General features: G+C 68.2%; 14 protein-coding genes. 6 read left to right on the top strand and 8 right to left on the bottom strand.

Features of this window, described 5'->3' with window-relative positions; translation table 11 throughout:
- Positions 1-363: 363 nt before the first annotated feature.
- Both TSH20_RS02905 and TSH20_RS02900 read left to right on the top strand, forming a co-directional pair.
- A complete protein-coding gene (locus tag TSH20_RS02905; RefSeq protein WP_109073315.1) occupies positions 364-561 on the top strand; it encodes a hypothetical protein in 198 nt (65 codons plus the stop codon).
- A 136-nt stretch (positions 562-697) separates the two neighbouring features.
- Positions 698-2,068 (top strand): chloride channel protein, encoded by a 1,371-nt coding sequence (locus TSH20_RS02900; protein ID WP_109073314.1) that lies wholly within the window; start codon positions 698-700, stop codon positions 2,066-2,068.
- Positions 2,069-2,077: 9 nt separating this feature from the next.
- Here TSH20_RS02900 and TSH20_RS02895 read toward each other — a convergent pair whose 3' ends face one another.
- From TSH20_RS02895 to TSH20_RS02885, 3 genes are all read right to left on the bottom strand, one after another.
- Positions 2,078-3,046: an aldo/keto reductase gene (locus tag TSH20_RS02895; protein ID WP_109073313.1), complete on the bottom strand. Its 969-nt coding sequence runs from the start codon at positions 3,044-3,046 to the stop codon at positions 2,078-2,080.
- A gap of 27 nt (positions 3,047-3,073) precedes the next feature.
- Entirely contained in the window at positions 3,074-4,285 is a 1,212-nt protein-coding gene (locus TSH20_RS02890) for an MFS transporter (RefSeq protein ID WP_109073312.1), read from the bottom strand.
- 113 nt (positions 4,286-4,398) lie between these two features.
- The gene (locus tag TSH20_RS02885) at positions 4,399-5,286 is read right to left on the bottom strand and encodes a LysR substrate-binding domain-containing protein (protein ID WP_109073311.1); all 888 of its coding nucleotides are present in this window, start codon (positions 5,284-5,286) and stop codon (positions 4,399-4,401) included.
- 118 nt (positions 5,287-5,404) lie between these two features.
- Here TSH20_RS02885 and TSH20_RS02880 point away from each other — a divergent pair, with 118 nt between their 5' ends.
- Positions 5,405-6,157, top strand: a complete 753-nt coding sequence (locus tag TSH20_RS02880; protein WP_109073310.1) for a sulfite exporter TauE/SafE family protein — start codon at positions 5,405-5,407, stop codon at positions 6,155-6,157.
- A gap of 710 nt (positions 6,158-6,867) precedes the next feature.
- A complete protein-coding gene (locus tag TSH20_RS02875; protein ID WP_109073309.1) occupies positions 6,868-8,256 on the top strand; it encodes a replication initiation protein in 1,389 nt (462 codons plus the stop codon).
- Positions 8,257-8,358: 102 nt separating this feature from the next.
- On the opposite strand, the gene TSH20_RS02870 is transcribed toward TSH20_RS02875, so the two are convergent.
- On the bottom strand, positions 8,359-9,546 hold the full coding sequence (locus TSH20_RS02870) for a PLP-dependent transferase (protein WP_109073308.1): 1,188 nt from the start codon (positions 9,544-9,546) through the stop codon (positions 8,359-8,361).
- Positions 9,547-9,651: 105 nt separating this feature from the next.
- Between TSH20_RS02870 and TSH20_RS02865 the strand changes: the two genes are divergently transcribed.
- Entirely contained in the window at positions 9,652-10,533 is an 882-nt protein-coding gene (locus TSH20_RS02865; RefSeq protein WP_109073307.1) for a LysR substrate-binding domain-containing protein, read from the top strand.
- A 247-nt stretch (positions 10,534-10,780) separates the two neighbouring features.
- Positions 10,781-11,497 (top strand): hypothetical protein, encoded by a 717-nt coding sequence (locus tag TSH20_RS02860; RefSeq protein ID WP_109073306.1) that lies wholly within the window; start codon positions 10,781-10,783, stop codon positions 11,495-11,497.
- 106 nt (positions 11,498-11,603) lie between these two features.
- Here the strand turns inward: TSH20_RS02860 and TSH20_RS02855 are convergent, their stop codons facing one another.
- The 4 genes from TSH20_RS02855 to TSH20_RS02840 form a co-directional block, all read right to left on the bottom strand.
- The gene (locus TSH20_RS02855) at positions 11,604-12,374 is read right to left on the bottom strand and encodes a hypothetical protein (RefSeq protein WP_109073305.1); all 771 of its coding nucleotides are present in this window, start codon (positions 12,372-12,374) and stop codon (positions 11,604-11,606) included.
- 124 nt (positions 12,375-12,498) lie between these two features.
- Complete coding sequence (locus TSH20_RS02850; protein WP_109073304.1) at positions 12,499-12,924, bottom strand: DUF350 domain-containing protein; 426 nt, start codon at positions 12,922-12,924, stop codon at positions 12,499-12,501.
- Between the two features lie 25 nt (positions 12,925-12,949).
- A complete protein-coding gene (locus tag TSH20_RS02845) occupies positions 12,950-14,776 on the bottom strand; it encodes a DUF2491 family protein (protein WP_247871475.1) in 1,827 nt (608 codons plus the stop codon).
- A 123-nt stretch (positions 14,777-14,899) separates the two neighbouring features.
- Positions 14,900-15,682, bottom strand: coding sequence for a lysophospholipid acyltransferase family protein (locus TSH20_RS02840; protein WP_109073302.1), 783 nt, complete (start codon positions 15,680-15,682; stop codon positions 14,900-14,902).
- Positions 15,683-15,734: the final 52 nt, after the last annotated feature.

The following is a 15,734-nucleotide window of genomic DNA, read 5'->3' as shown; positions in this document are numbered from 1 at the left end:
CCCATGCCCCCCCCTCCCCCCGCCCCTCTCCCCGGGGGGGAGAGGGAGATCTCCCATCCCCCCCGCCGGTCCTAGTACCGGCGGCCGGGGGAGGGCCGGCTGGAACCTTGGGGTGGACAGGACGTTATCGCTTTCGAAAAGTCGCCCGGTCAGACACCGGGGGTATCTTGAAGTGAAGACCAGCCACCCCAACCTGTCAGTCGTCATGCCGCCCCGTCCTTCGGAAAAGGAAGGTGGGCGTCATCCCGATAAAAACATCGGATGACCCGCCCCGGAACAGCTTCTGAAGCAGCTTCTGCAAGGGCGGCATGCCGCAGGTCTGCCCGGCATTCGGCCGGCGGCCAGCCAATATAAGAGGAAACCATGGATCGCCAGGAATTCTGGATGAAGGACCCGGAGCTGAAGGCCGCCTACGAGGCTCTCGGCCCCAACTTCCGCCGCGAGGTCGAACAGGCGCAGGCACGCCGCAGCCAGCGCACCCTGCAGGGCGCCGCCATCGCCTCTCGCGGTCGCTCAACCCGTCCCCACCAGCCCCATTCGGGCAGCACCGCCCGCCGCTGACGCCATATTTTCGTGCACGAACGGCCTCTTCGGGCCAGATCTGCACGAGCGTGGCTGGACCTGCGGAAAAAAACGGACCTAAACTCGGCCCCCTGCCGTTTCATCCGTCCTTTTCCCCCGCTTCCGGCCCCCGTCGATGCCTTCTGCCAATCGCCCGCACCACCCGCTGCCCAACCGGCTGCGCCGGCCCCACCATGTCTGGATGTCCCCCAGAAACTGGCGGCGGCGCCTGCTGTTCTGGTCCGGTGCCGGTGCGGTCGGGCTGGTCGCCGTCCTGTTCGCCGTTGCCGCGGATTACGCCCAGCAGTTGTTCCGGCTGGCCGTCGGGGCAGTTCCCTGGCTGCCCTTCCTGCTGACTCCGCTGGGGCTGGCCTTTTCCGCCTGGGTCGCCCTTCGCGTGGTGCCGGGATCGCAGGGCAGCGGCATTCCCCAGGCCATCGCCGCGCGCCATGTCCAGGATCCGGCAGCCAAGCGCCGGCTGCTGTCGCCGCGCATCGCCGTGGGGAAGATCCTGCTGACCCTGGTCGGGCTGGCCTGCGGCGCCTCCATCGGGCGCGAGGGACCGACGGTGCAGGTCGGCGCCTCGATCATGCTGATGGCCGGTTCCATCGCCGGGCTGGGGCGGGAGCCGGGTCTGATCCTCGCCGGCGGGGCGGCCGGCGTCGCCGCGGCCTTCAACACGCCGCTGGCCGGCATCGTCTTCGCCATCGAGGAGATGGCCCGCAGCTTCGAAAGGCGGACCAGCAGCCTCGTGCTGATCGCGGTGGTGGCGGCCGGTCTGGTCGCCGTCGGCCTGCTCGGCAACTACGCCTATTTCGGCCACACCGCCGCCTCGGCCAGCTGGCACGACTGGGAAGCGGTTCTGGCGACCGGCGTCGTCGGCGGTCTGGCCGGCGGCGGATTCAGCTCCCTGCTGCTGTGGCTGACGCGCTGGATCCGCTGCGGCCTGGGTGGACGGCTGGCCCGCCACCCGCTGCTCATCGCGTTGGGTTGCGGCCTTGCCCTGGCGGCGATCGGCGCCGCCACCGGCGGCCTGACCTTCGGCACCGGCTATGAGCAGGCGCGCGCCGTGCTGGACGGGGTGGAGACGCTGCCCTGGTACTATGCCCCGGCAAAGCTGCTGGCGACCGTCCTGTCCGGCATCTGCGGCATTCCCGGCGGCATCTTCTCCCCCTCGCTGTCGGTCGGGGCCGGCATCGGCTCGATCATCGGCGGGCTGCTGCCGGACAGCTCGCTGGGCGCCATCGTCCTGCTGTCGATGGTCTCCTATTTCGCCGGCGTGGTGCAGGCCCCCCTGACCGCCGTCGTCATCGTGACGGAGATGAGCGCCTCGCCCGAGATGCTGCTGCCGCTGATGCTGAGCGCCGCGCTCGCCACCACCCTGTCGCGGCTGGTCTGCCCGCATTCGGTCTATCACGCCATGGCCGACGCCTTCCTGGCGGTGCTGAAGACGGACGCGGCCGGCAAACCGGCCCCGTCCAAAGCAGCGGCGATCCCCACTCCCTGACGGGCCGCCTCAATAGGCACTGTCCCGATCCAGCCGCCCGATGTCGTCGGCATCCAGCCGCAGATTGGCGGCGGCGATCAGATCGCCCATCTGCTCCGGCTTCGACGCGCTCGCGATCGGCGCCGTCAGGCCGGGCCGCGCAATCAGCCAGGCGAGCGCCACTTGGCTCGGCGTCGCCTTGTGCCGCCCGGCGACCTCGTCCAGAGCCGCCAGGATGGCCCGGCCGCGCTCGTTCAGATACTTCGACACCACCCCGCCGCCGCGCGCGCTCTTGCCGGCATCCTCGGCCGAGCGGTACTTGCCGGTCAGGAAGCCGGCGGCCAGCGAATAGTAGGGGATGACGCCCAGCCCGTTCTCCCGGCAAATCCCCTCCAGCTCCGCCTCGTAGCCCTCGCGGCTGTACAGGTTGTATTCCGGCTGCAGGGTCTCATAGCGGGGCAGGCCGGTGCGGGCGCTGACCTCCAGCGCCTCGCGCAGGCGGGACGCCGTCAGGTTGGAGGCGCCGATGGCCCGCACCTTGCCCTGGTCGATCAGCTCCTTGTAGGCGCCCAGCGTATCCTCGAACGGCGTCTCGGGATCGTCCCAATGCGACTGATAGAGGTCGATGCGGTCGGTCTGCAGCCGGCGCAGCGAATCCTCCACCGCCGTCCGGATCCAGGCCGGCGACAGGCCCTTCTTGCCCGGCCCCATCTCCGACCCGACCTTGGTCGCCAGGACGATGCGGTCGCGGTTGCCGCGGCTCTTCATCCATTTGCCGATGATGGTCTCGGACTCGCCGCCCTGGTTGCCGGGCGCCCAGGCCGAATAGACGTCGGCGGTGTCGACGAAGTTGAAGCCGGCTTCGACGAAGGCGTCGAGCAGCCGGAAGGAGGTCGCCTCGTCGGCGGTCCAGCCGAACACGTTGCCGCCGAAGCAGAGCGGGGACACCGTCAGGCCGCTGCGGCCCAGAGGACGTTGATCGGGCGGACGTTGATCCATTGCGTCTTCTCCTTTGAAGGTCACCGGTCAGGCGGCGTGCCGCCCACGGAATTCGGTCAGGTAGAACAGCAGGCCGACGGCGGGAAAGGCGAAGCCGATCCAGGTCACCGGCGCCCAGCCGCCGACGGCGAAGGCATAGCCGGCCAGCGCCGAGCCCGCCGCGCCGCCCAGGAAGAAGATCGCCATATAGATGGCGTTCATCCGGCTGCGAGTCTCCGCCCCCAGCGAATAGATGGCGCGCTGCCCCAGCACCATGTTCATCTGCACGCCCATGTCGAGCAGCAGCCCGGCCAGCACCAGCAGCGCGATCGATCCTTCGCCGGCCCGCGCCACGAAGAAGGACAAGGCCGCCATCGCCAGCGCGAAGCCGGTGGCCGGCCGGGTCCAGCCGCGGTCGGCGATCCGCCCGGCGATCGGCGCCACCAGCGCGCCCGCCGCCCCTGACAGGGCGAACAGCGCGATCCCCCGCTGGCTGAGGTGGAAGGGCGCCCCCATCAGCAGCAGCGGGACGGAGGTCCAATAGAGGCTGAAGGCCGCGAACATCATGGTCTGGTACACGGTCCGCCGCTGCAGCACCGGCGTCCGCACCAGCAGCCGCCCCAACGATCCGAGCAGCGCGCCATAGCTGGACTGCCCCTTCGGCCGCCGTTGCGGCAGCACCCGCCACAGCAGCACGGCGAAGCCGACCATCACCACCGCCGACAGGCCGAACACCGCCCGCCAGCCCAGGCTGTCGGCGATCAGGCTCGACACCGGCCGGGCCAGCAGGATGCCGAGCAGCAGCCCGCTCATCACATTGCCCACCACCTGCCCGCGCGAGGCCTCCGGCGCCATGTGGGCGGCCAGCGGCACCAGCATCTGGACGGCGACGGAGGTGACGCCGATCAGGAAGGCCGCCGTCAGGAACAGCGACGCGCTGGGGGCGACCGCCGCCACAAGCAAGGCCAAGACCGTGCTGCACAGGGTGACCACCACCAGCCGCCGGTTCTCCAGCAGATCGCCCAGCGGCACCAGCAGCACCAGCCCGGCGCCATAGCCGACCTGGGTCAGGGTGACGACGAGGCTGGCGGTCTCCGGCGACAGCCCGACCGCCGGGCCGATCAGCCCGACCAGCGGCTGGGCATAATAGATGTTGGCCACCACCACGCCGCAGGCCAGCGCCATCAGCAGCACCAGCGAGCGGGACAGGGCAGGGTGGGCGGCGTCTTCCGTGGTGTGCGGAACAGCGGTTGGCGGCATCGCGCGGTCCTGTAGGGTCGTGACTGCTTGGAACGGGCACAAAACAGCGCGCAGCCTAAGTCGGCACCTGCAGCCCGCGCATCGGTCAATTGCGCCGCCCGGCCATGCGCCGCCTATCCAACCTCCGCGCACACCGCATAAAGCCAGTCGCGGAACGGCCCAAACCCGGCATCCTCGCGGCGGGAGGCGCGATAAACCAGATACCAGGACAGGACCATCGGCACCGCCGGCCCGAACGGCGTGGCGAGCCGCCCGGCGGCGATGTCGTCCAGGATATAGAGCCGCGGCGCCAGCGCCACCCCGACGCCGTCGATGGCCGCCTGCAAGGTCATGGCATAGCTGCCGAAGGACAGCCCCCTTATTCCCGAAGCCGCTGCCGGATCCGCCACCCCGGCGGCGGCCAGCCAGCGCGGCCAGTCCTCCCCCCAATGCGACACATGCAGCAGGGTGGCGCCGGACAGATCCGCCGGCCCGCGCAACTCCGCCGCCAGCCGCGGCGCACAGACCGGCTGCAGGCTGGAGGAGAACAGCCGCTCCGCCTCATAGCCCGGCCATTGGCCATCGCCCAGCAGGACGGCGCAGGTCCAGTCGTCGTTCATCGGCGCCCCCGCCCCGCCGGTGGCGATCCGCACCTCGATTTCCGGATGCGCAAGGTGGAAGCTCGACAGGCGCGGGATCAGCCAGCGGACCGCCACCGTCGCCCCCATCCCCACCGTCAGCACCGGCCCGGCCCGCATCGCCGACACCTGCTCCACCCGCCGGGCGATGCCGTCGAAGGCTTCGGTCAGCGCCGGCTGCAGCGCCCGGCCGCGTTCGGTCAGCACCAGCGCGTTGGCCCGCCGGTCGAACAGGGCGAAGCCCAGCCGCTCCTCCAGCAGCTTCACCATCCGGCTGATGGCGGCCTGCGAGACATGCAGCTCCGCCGCCGCCGCGGTAAAGCTGCCATGGCGGGCCGCCGCCTCGAAGGCGCGCAGGCCGTTCAGCGAGGGCAATCGACGCATGCGTCCATCCTTACTTCACTCCAACTTTTCCTGAGGCTGAGCATCGAACAATGCCGTTTGCGGCGCAACCGCGCGCGTGCGAGTTTTTCAGCCTGATCTCCGACATTCGGGCTGATTCATGCTGACGCTTCCGCTGATGGTGGGGCTTGGCCTCACCGTTCTCGTGACCTCGTTTCTGTCGGGCCTGTTCGGCATGGCCGGTGGCATGGTGCTGATGGGCCTGCTGCTGATCCTGCTGCCGGTGCCCTCGGCGATGCTGCTGCATGGCGTGACCCAGTTCGCCTCCAACGGCTGGCGGGCGTGGCTGTGGCGGCGTCATGTGGTCTGGCCGATCATCCTGCGATTCGCGTTGGGCGGATCGGTGGCCGGCCTGCTGTTCGCCCTGGTCGGCGCCGTGCCGGACCGTGCGGTCTCGCTTCTGATTCTGGGCCTGACGCCCTTCCTGGCGCTCGCCATTCCCGCCCGCTGGGCGCTGAACGCGCAGAAGCCGCTGCATGGCGTGCTGGGCGGCTTCCTCTGCATGGGCATCCAGTTGCTCGCCGGAATCTCCGGCCCCTTGCTCGACGCCTTCTTCATCCGCAGCGCCATGACCCGCCAGAGCGTGGTCGCCACCAAGGCCGCCATCCAGTCGGTCGGCCATCTGGTCAAGATCGCTTACTTCGCCCCGCTGGTGGCCGGCCATGCCGGCGAGACGGTGGAAGCGACGGTGATCCTGATGTCGATCGCCATGGCACTGCTGGGCACGAATCTCTCCCGCCGCGTTCTGGATCGCATGAGCGACGCTCAATTCCGCCTGTGGAGCCGCTATCTGGTGATGGGAACCGCCAGCGTCTATCTGGGGCAGGGGCTGTTCCTGCTGGCAGTCCATTAAAAAACACATTTTAAATCAATCTACTAACCCATTCCTCCTTTTCCATCCTTACTCCCTGGGGGCCAGATCCCGCCCCATTGCCGCCGATGAGCCCGCCCATCCATCCTTACGGCTTGGGGGCGGGCTTCCTTACATCCTGGGGGCGGGTAAGCCCTTGAGACTCCTGACACGCTCCAGAATCGGACTCTCAACTCCGCAGACTCCCGTCATCCTTACCTCTCGGGGGCCTGGATCCGGCATCAGGTGCCCCCAAGCCGTAAGGATGGCGCTTGCCCACTGACCTCCGAACAGCAAAAATGCCTGAACGCCCCCAGGCAGTAAGGATAGAGCAGGCCCGATAACACCGCTCCGCAGACTCGAGTCGGTCCGATTCGCGACATGGAAGCCTCCCAACCGGCTTGTCCGGCTGAGATTCGCACTTGGGAAGCCTTGGCAGATCCGGCACTTAGCGTGCGCTTGCCTCTCCCTTTCCCTTTTAAGAGGATTCGTCGGCGCGAATCCCTAGGGGAGTCCGCGAGTCGCATCGAATCTTCCTTACAGGGTGGGGGAAACAGCCTTACCGGGTGGGGGCGAGTCGCACACCCCCCGGGGCGTAAGGGTTCCGCCCCCAGGGTGTAAGGATGCCCAGGATTCTGCAGCGCGACCCTTTCCTTACTTGTTTTTGGGGTAAGGATTGATTTAGCCTCGCTCGATTTCGCGGGAGGCAGGCGATGGCGGGTACGGGGCGCAGGAAGGCGCGCGGTGCGGTGACGGAGGAGTCCGTCCCGTCGGACGCGGCTGCGCCCACCAAGGCGAACACGGTGAAGGCCGCTGCGAATCTCGTCGTGCTGGGTCCGGAGGATCTGGCCGGCGGCGCGGTGATCGACGGCGATGGTGCCGCCGCCACCCTGCCGTCTGTTGCCGCCGAATCCGCGGCTCCGGTCGCCGGCCTGACCGCCCGTGTCGCCAGCGCCACCTTCGAGCGCGACGGCTACAAGCATCTGATCAAGGCGGCGGAGGCGGTCTACAGCTATCCCGCCAACGGCACGCGCCTGTCGCTGCCGGCGCAGAAGATGCTGAACTTCATGATCCATCTGGCCGGCAGCCAGAATTTCGCCAACAAGCTCTACCGCCTGCCCAAGCGCGTGGTGCGCGGCAACCACAAGGGCAACGAGCGAATCTTCGACGCGCTGAAGGAGATCTTCGACTCCAGCCTCGTGGTCATCGGCCCCTTCCGCGGCCGCCGGTCGCGCGCGGAACTGCGCATCCTCTCCAGCTATGTCCGGCCGGAGGAGGAGGAGGACAGCGACGCCGCCGACATCCATTTCCAGTTCACCGACGCCTTCCTGGAAATACAGCGCTCGTCGCAGCTGTGGGCCAAGCTGTCCGGACCGGCGATGGTCAAGGTCACCAGCACCTATGCGCTGAAGCTCTACGAGATCGGCATGCAGCGCTACCAGATGGACTATCCGTCGCTGGAGCTGGACATCGACACGCTGCGCAAGCTGATGAACGTGCCGGAGGGCGCCTACAAGGATTTCGGCATCCTGCGCACCCGCACCATCGACCGCGCCATCTCCGAGGTGAACCAGCTCGCCCCCTTCCGCGTCAGCATGCCGGAAGACAAGATGAAGCGGAAAGGCCGCAAGATCGAGGCGGTGACCCTCGATTTCGACGCCAAGGACGAGGAGGAGGCGGCCGAGACCTATCTGGAGCGCGAACGCCACAGTGCCGGCCGCCGCGCGCGGCGCATCGGCAAGGTCGACACCGTCGCCCCCGCCGATCCGGTGGAATCCGGCCTCGCCGATCTCGGCCCGCTGCCCGATGCCGACGACGTGACCGCCCTGTGGGCCGCCGTCCTGCACGCCCTGAAGGGCAAGGTCCCCGCCCCGCTGCTGGCCGAACTGGAGCCGCACCGGGTGGAGGAAGCCCCCCAGGGCGGCCGCCGCCTCGTCCTGAAGGCGAAAAACCCAGCCGTCGCCGACACCGCCCGCATGAACCACTGGCCGAGCCTGAAATCGGCCCTGTCGTCCCTCACCGCCGGAATGATCGAGGACGTGGCCTTCGAGGTGGCGGCGCGCAAACCGAAGGCGGCGAAGGCGGCCTCCCCCGAGGCGTAAGGATTGGGGCGCCTTCAGGGGCTACATCGCTTCCCGTTTCCGAGCCGACGAACACCCGGCTGCACCTCTGCCATTGTCGGGGGGTGTTTGCGTCCGCCGCCGTCAGGCGGTCGCCGCCTTGGCCGCCCGTGTGGTGATGTCGTCGAGGAAGGCGGTGATGTCGTCCTGCAGGTCGGACGGATCCTCCAGCCCGACGCTGATGCGCAGGATCAGGTCCTCACCGGTCCAGGGGCGGGCGGTGCGGTTGCGCTTCACGGGCATCGGCGCCATCAGGCTACGGGTCCCGCCCCAGGAAGCGCCGATGGCGAAGGTGCGCAACACGTCGAGGGCCGGCGGGACGTGCGGCGTCGCCGCGGGCGTGAACACGACGCTGAAGACGCCGCTGGCCCCGAGGAAATCACGCTTCCACACCGCATGGCCGGGAGAGTCGGGGAGTGCCGGATACAGAACCCTCTCCACCAGCGGATGGCCGGCCAACCGTTCGGCCAGCGCCATTGCCCCGTCTGACGCCTGCCGCATCCGCACGCCCAGTGTCTCCATTCCCCGCAGCACCAGCGAGGCGTCATCGGGCGAAACGCCAATCCCGTAGCGGCCGAGAGCGCTGCGGATCGGCGTGATCAGGGCCTCGTTCCGCACGGTGAGCGACCCCATCAGCAGATCGGAATGGCCGCTGACGTACTTCGTCAGCGCTTCGGTCACCAGATCGGCGCCATGGTCCAGAGGCTTGAAGTTCAGCGGGGTGGCCCAGCTGTTGTCGCAGCCGACCAGGGCGCCATAGTGGTGCGCCACCGCCGCGATGGCCGGCAGGTCCTGGATCTCCATGGTGGTGGAGCCGGGGGATTCGCACCAGACGACCTTGGTGCGTCCGTCGATCCGCCGCTCCAGGTCAGCGACGGAGGTCGGGTCGTAATAGTCGACCTCGATGCCGAATCTGACCAGATCGTGATTGGCGAAGTCGCGCATCGGTGGATAGGAGGTGTCGGCGATCAACATCCTGTCGCCGGCTTGCAGGAAGGGCAGCACGGCAAAGCTGTTGGCCGCCTGCCCTGACGGCAGAAGGAAAGTCCAGGCACCGTTCTCAAGAGCCGTCAGCTTGGTCTCCAGCGTCCGGGTTGTTGGGGTGCCGTAAAGGCCGTAGGTATAGCCGGTATGCCCGCGTTCTCCGCGTGTCGCGTAATCTTCGGCATTGGCGAATACGATTGTCGATCCACGATGGACGGGCACGGTGAGGCTATCGAACCCTTCGGCGGCAACCGAAGGATTCACCACGCATTGGGTGAGATCTTTCATGGGAGGCGTCCTTTGACTGACTCCCCCGATATGACGCCACCAGCCCTATTTCGTCCAATATGGATTTCAAGCTAGTCTATTCCCTCAGGTTATAGAGAGACCATCATGAACCTGCGGCAGGTCGAGGTATTCCACGCGGTGATGACCAACGGTACCGCTTCGCGCGCGGCCGAGGTGCTGCGCATTTCGCAACCCGCCGTCAGCAAGGCGATCCAGGAGTTGGAGCGGGAAATCGGCTTCGCGCTGTTTCATCGCGCCAAAGGGCGCATGCTCCCGACGGAGGAGGCGCGGCTGTTCTTCCAGGAAGTGGCATCGTCCTTTGCGGGATTGATCCATTTGCGCGCCGCCGCAGCGCGCATTCGTGACTTCGGCTCGGGGGAAATCCGGGTCGCCTGCCACTCGGCAGTCAGCACCACCATCCTGCCGAAAGCATTGCGTGCCTTCCAAGTGCGGCATCCCGACGTGTCGATCACAGTGCAGGCGCGTATGTCTTCAGTGGTGAAGGATCTGATCGCCTCCGGCCATTTCGACATTGGGCTGGCGGCCGACGAGATCGACGTGACGGGGGTGGATGCGACGCTTTTCATGCGGCAGCGCCTCGTGATCGCGGTTCCGGCCGATCACCCGCTGGCGCATCGCGAAGTTCTCCACCCCGCCGATCTACACGGCACGCCATTCATCGCCCTCGCTCCCGAGGACACCGCGCGCCGCCGGCTGGATGGGGTGCTGGCCGCCCATGGCGTGATGCCGAAAATCGTGCTGGAGACGCCCTACTCGATGACCATATGTGCGATGGTGCAGGCTGGCATCGGGTGCGGTCTGGTCAATCCACTGACTGCCGAACCCTATCTCGGTCGAGGCCTGGTCGTCTGTGCGTTCGAGCCGGAAATTCGATCACGCACTCTGCTCCTTCTGCCACCAAACCGTCGTCCATCTCGCATCGTCGCCGACTGCATCACGGAGTTGATGGCGTTTTCAACGGATTGAGGTCGTTCCTCTCGGGTAGGGCGAACGTTATGACAAGCCGGCACTACAGAACGTAGAAGCACATGTTCCGAGCGTGTTTTTACATCCCGGACAATCTGAGCACTTCCGTCCCATCGCTTCATGATCCAGGCAGGGCACCGACCTTAACCCCTTGATCCCCGCGGATTTTGCACAAAACTCCCTATAAAGGGACAATTTTCCTATACCCTCGCCGCAAACAGTCCGATCCTTTTTGCGGAGCCATCCCATGCCCCTCGACAGCCGTACCCTGACCCCCAACGCGCTTGGCGACCATTTCCCCTGCTGGGCCGAGGAGCCGCCGGTGCCCTCCGAAGGCTCTCTGGTCCCCGGTTCGCAGTTCCATGAGGAACAGTGGATCATGGCCGCCGGCATGCTGGCGCGCGGCAGCAGTTTCCTCAATGTCTCCCGCGCCATGGGCTGCAGCCGGACGACTCTCTGGCGCGCCTATTACGGATCGAAGGACTTCCGTCACAGGGTCTGGTGGGAACGGCAGGCGCTGAACCGCGAGGCCGAACTCCGGCTCTCCTCTCTCCGCGCCCTGGTGGCGGAGCAGATCGAACGGCTGGTCTCGGCCGGCGATCCGTCGACCGTGCGCTGGCTGGCCGACCGGCTCGGTCTTCTCGACGGTCTCGGCGCCCCCTCTGCCAAACAGCCGGCACAACAGGCGGAATTCCGCCAACCGCCCGACTCCGTCACCCCGCAGCCGTCGGAAGACCCGCCCGCCGACATCGTCACCGAACTGGACGATGACGACCACATCCCCGGCGCCTTCCGGGAACGCACTCCGCCCGATCCGCGCGCCGTCGCCGCCATCCTGGCCCGCCCGGAATCGACCGGGCCGAAGGGCGTCTATCCCTGGACCCTCAACCCCGACGATCCCTATCCCAACCTCGGCTCGGTGCAGGAGCGTCGGGGCGGAAAGGCCGCCTTCCGCCGCCTGTAGAGCGGACGGCGCCGCTGAGATGAAACAGCCGCCGGAAACCGTTCCACGCTGTTCCATCCCCCAAGCGGTAAGGATCGGCGGAGAGCCCCCGCCGATCCCGTCACTCTCAGCCCTGCTTGGCCTTCAGCGCCGCCAGACGGTCGGACAGGCTGGTCGGTACGGTCTTGCCCGACGCGGCGGCGAGCGCGGCGGCGATGTTGGGGTCTTCCTTCTCCGGGGCCGACGGGCGCAGCAGCTTGGCCTTGGCGTTGGCGGCCTCCGCCGCGGCCAGATCCTTGGCGGCGGTGTCCTGCATCGCCTTCAGCGCCACGGTCAGGCCGCTGGTGGCACCGGCAAGGCCGGCGGCCTGACGGGCTGCTTCGGCCTGACGCTCGGCCATGGCGCGCTGCTGGTCGGCGCGGCCCATGTCGCGCTGGGCGCGGGTCAGGTCGGCACGGGCAGCCTTCAGCTTGGCGCCGGCGTCGGCGTAGTTCTTCTCCAGCATCTCCAGGAACTCGCGCGCCTCGACCGCATCGCGGACCTCGCGGTCGATGTCGGGAGCCATCTCCTCCAGCATCGCGACGATGGTCTCCAGGCTCTTTTCCAGGCCGGCCTTGCGCGACGGGTCGGTCTCGGCGTCGATCTGGCGCTGCAGATGCTCGGCCGCGGCCATGCGCTGGTTCGACAGCGCCTTGATCTCGTCGGCTTCGCGCTGCTCGCGGTCATGGATGGCGCGGGCTTCCGCCACCTGCCGGCCCAGCTGGTCGAGATGCTGCTCCATGGTCCGCAGCTCCGCCTCGGTCGCGGACTTCGGATCCCAGCGCACCAGCGCCTCCATGGCGCCCTGGACGGCCTGGTCGGTCTTGACACCCATAAGGTTGCGGATGAAGGCAAGCATGGCTGATTCCTGTCGAAGGAGGGTTGTTGGAGGCGCCCGCACGAAAGCGCGGACGCATCGCCTGCACAGATGGGGAGGGGGCGATCCCGGAACCAGACCCCCATCCTTACCTCTCGGGGGAGATTTATCCCGCCATGGCGGCGGCGTTGATCAGCGCCACCCCAAGCTGGACGCCGACCAGCGCCGCGGCCGATGCGACGTTGCCCGATTCGATCTGGCCGCGCAGGTCGCGGATCAGCAGGGTCGCCACGGCGAAGGCGACCAGTTGCAGGATCAGCGCCACCACACCCCACAACAGGATGTCCAGCACGAAGGCGCTGGTCGCCAGCGTCGCCGCCAGCGGAATGGCGAGCGCCACGATGGATCCCGCCAGCGTCAGGCCGCCGGCGGCATTGCCTTCCGCCACCAGCCGGCGCTCGTCGAAGGGGGTGATGCGGGTGTAGACGGCGACGCCCGCCACCAGCAGCGCCAGCGTGACGGCGAGCTGGACCAGCAGCACCGGAAGTCCGGTGCCGAGCGCGGTCAGGATGGAACCGAAGGTGCTTTCCATGGGGCCGGCACTCTTGTCGTGTGGGTTAGGACAGGGAGAGGGAGGCGGGATTCACGTCGATGCCGGCGGCGATCTCGACCGACGCGCGGCCGGACCGCTCCACCGCCTCCACCAGGATATATTCGGTGGCGGGCGCCGGGGCTGCGGCTCCGGTGGCGGCGCCGTACAGCATCGACTGGCTGGTCACCGTCTCGGTCCCGCGCAGGGTCTGGCGCGCCTCGCTGAGGGTGAAGGGCTGGATGCGGCTGGGTCCCGGCTGCCAGACGCGGGGATAGAGCATGCCGTCCTTGGTCTGGAACTCCGGCCAGCCGATCATTCCCTCCGCATCGTCCAGCCAGAATCCCCACTCGCCCTCGTCGGACGGGGTGACGCTGTCGATGGGGGTGAAATAGCGGCACTCGTCCGGCTGCCCGTCGGGGCCGAGGTGAATCTGGAAGAAGCCACCCCCCGGAAGATGCAGGCGGTAGACGGTGGCCGGGCCGGAGGTGACGGTGCCGACCGCCTCGATCGACACCAGCCGGTCGGTGCCGGTGTCCGGCGCCTTGACCTTGGTGGCGCTCTCCGCCAGCAGGAAGGGGGTGGGGTCGATGGTGACCGTCATGCCCAGCCGGAACAGCGACGGGCTGTAGGCCTTGCCGCTGAGCTTCTGGTTCACATAGTTGCCGAGCGTTCCGAACAGGGGCACGTCCGATCCTCCCTTGGAAACGGGACCGTTGGAAACTGGACCCGATTTTGGTGGCGACTCCATCCGGCGCCGCGCCCGCCACAGCAGGAACAGCACCGCGACGCCAAGCAGCAGCAGGCCCCACCACCAGAAGCCATGCCCGCCGGATCCGCGCGATGTCTGTGCCGCGCTGGCGCTGTCCACCGAACTGGCGGAGCCGGCGCGGGCCAGATCCGCGGGCACGTCCGGCGGCAGCTGTCCCGCCTCGCGCGGGGTTCCGGCCTGGGCGGCCATCGACTGATCGAGCTGGTCCAGCTTGCCGCGCAACTCGGCGTTGTCGCGGGCCAGCCGGTCGGCCTCCTGCCGCCACTCGCGATAACCGGGGTCGTCGGCGTTGTTGTGGAAGAAGGCGGCATGGCCCGGCCGGGTCAGCGTGTCGAGCATGAACCACAGGAACAGCCCGTCCCAGATGCCGAAACGGCGCGGCGCGCTGTAGGTGTAGGGCGGCGGGCTCCAGCCGTAACCGCCATAGGGATTGGCCGGCGCCGGCCGGGTGGACGGGGTGCGGTAGGAGGAGCCGCCCGATCCCCAGCCCCACCCCCAGCCCGACCCGCTCGAGCCGTTGCTGCGGCCCTGGGTGGAGGCGGCGGGCGGCGGAGCGCTTGGCTGCGCCGGCGGCGTGCGGTCGGCGTCCTGCTTGGTCCGGTAGCGGTTCAGCGCATCGGCCGAGCCCTGCTGGCTGAAGGCCTTGTCACCTGCCGACGTCGGCGGGGCGGCGACCGACGGGGCGCTGTTGCCCGGCCGGGCATAGCCGCCGCTGGAACTGGATGGCCCGCCGGAAAACCAGCCGCCGCCGCTACCGGTGGAGGGCGTGCGCGGGGCGGAGGGGCGGGTGTAGCCGCCGCTGCCGCCGCCGATGGACGGAGTGCGCGACGGTCGCGAATAGCCGCCCGACGACCGGCCGCTGGAGCCGGCACGGGCTTCGGCGTCCGCCGGTGTCAGGGTGATGGCTGCCGCGGTGGCGGCTATGGCAAGCGGAGCGGGGGCCGCGGGAGCGGTGAGGACTGCGCCGACGGGGACCGACAGCGGCTGCACCGTCATCAGAAGGGCGACGGCGGCGGCGCGCCACCGCTCCGTCCAGCGGTCCTGACGCCGGGTGGGCCTTTGGGGCTTCTCGGTTTGCGTCATCTTCCTCTCGCGCGTCATCCGGAGCCGGTTCAACCGGCCCTTCCGGCGATTCGTTGCGCGAGCGTAGGCAGATACGCCGCCGCGCTCAAGGATAACCGTCGCGATCGGCTCTTATGCCGCCCGTCAGGAGACGGCGGTCACCGTCCGCTTGCCCCGTTCCGGTTCCGGCTGCGACGGGCGCAGGGTCGGTGGGCCGCCGGCGGCGGTGACGAGACGGTCGCTCGCGGCCTCCAGCCGCTCCTCCAGGTCGTGCATCGCCTCGGCGCGCGGGCGTCCAGGCATGATCGGCGGCAGGAATTCCACCACCACCGTGCCGGGATACTTCAGGAAGCTGTGGCGCGGCCAATAGAGCCCGGCGTTCAGCGCCATCGGCACGATTGGAATGCCCAGGCTGTCGTAAAGCACGCCGACGCCGATGCGGTAGGGCCGGTAGGTGCCCGGCGCGACGCGGGTGCCCTGCGGGAAGATCACGATTGGGCGACCCTCGTCCCGCACCGGGCGGGAGTTGCGGATCAGCGACTTGATCGCCGCCCCGCCGGCGCCACGGTCGACCGGGATCATCTTCGCCTTGGCGGCGTACCAGCCCCAGATCGGGATCCACATCAGCTCGCGCTTCAGGATGATCGCCGGGTCCTTCACCAGAAGGTGGAGCTTCATCGTCTCCCACGCCGACTGGTGCTTGGCCGCCAGCAGGAAGGGGCCGTCGGGCAGGTTCTCGCGCCCGCGCACCTCATACCGGATGCCGACGAGCGTGCGCTCCAGCCAGCCGACGGTGCGCAGATACCATTTCACCACCGCGACCATCTGCGGACGCGGCAACAGCAGCATCCACAGCAGGGCGAAGCACATCAGCGCGGTCCACAGATGGAACGCGATGTTGAAGGCGAGGGACCGGATCCAGATCATGGCCGGCAACTTGTCAGGTCTTCGCCGACTTCTCAAGTATTCCGCGAGGTCC

The organism is Azospirillum sp. TSH20 (assembly GCF_003115935.1).
Classification (GTDB): Bacteria; Pseudomonadota; Alphaproteobacteria; order Azospirillales; family Azospirillaceae; genus Azospirillum.
Note: the sequence above shows the minus strand (reverse complement) of the source record. Positions and strands in the feature narration are given on the sequence as shown.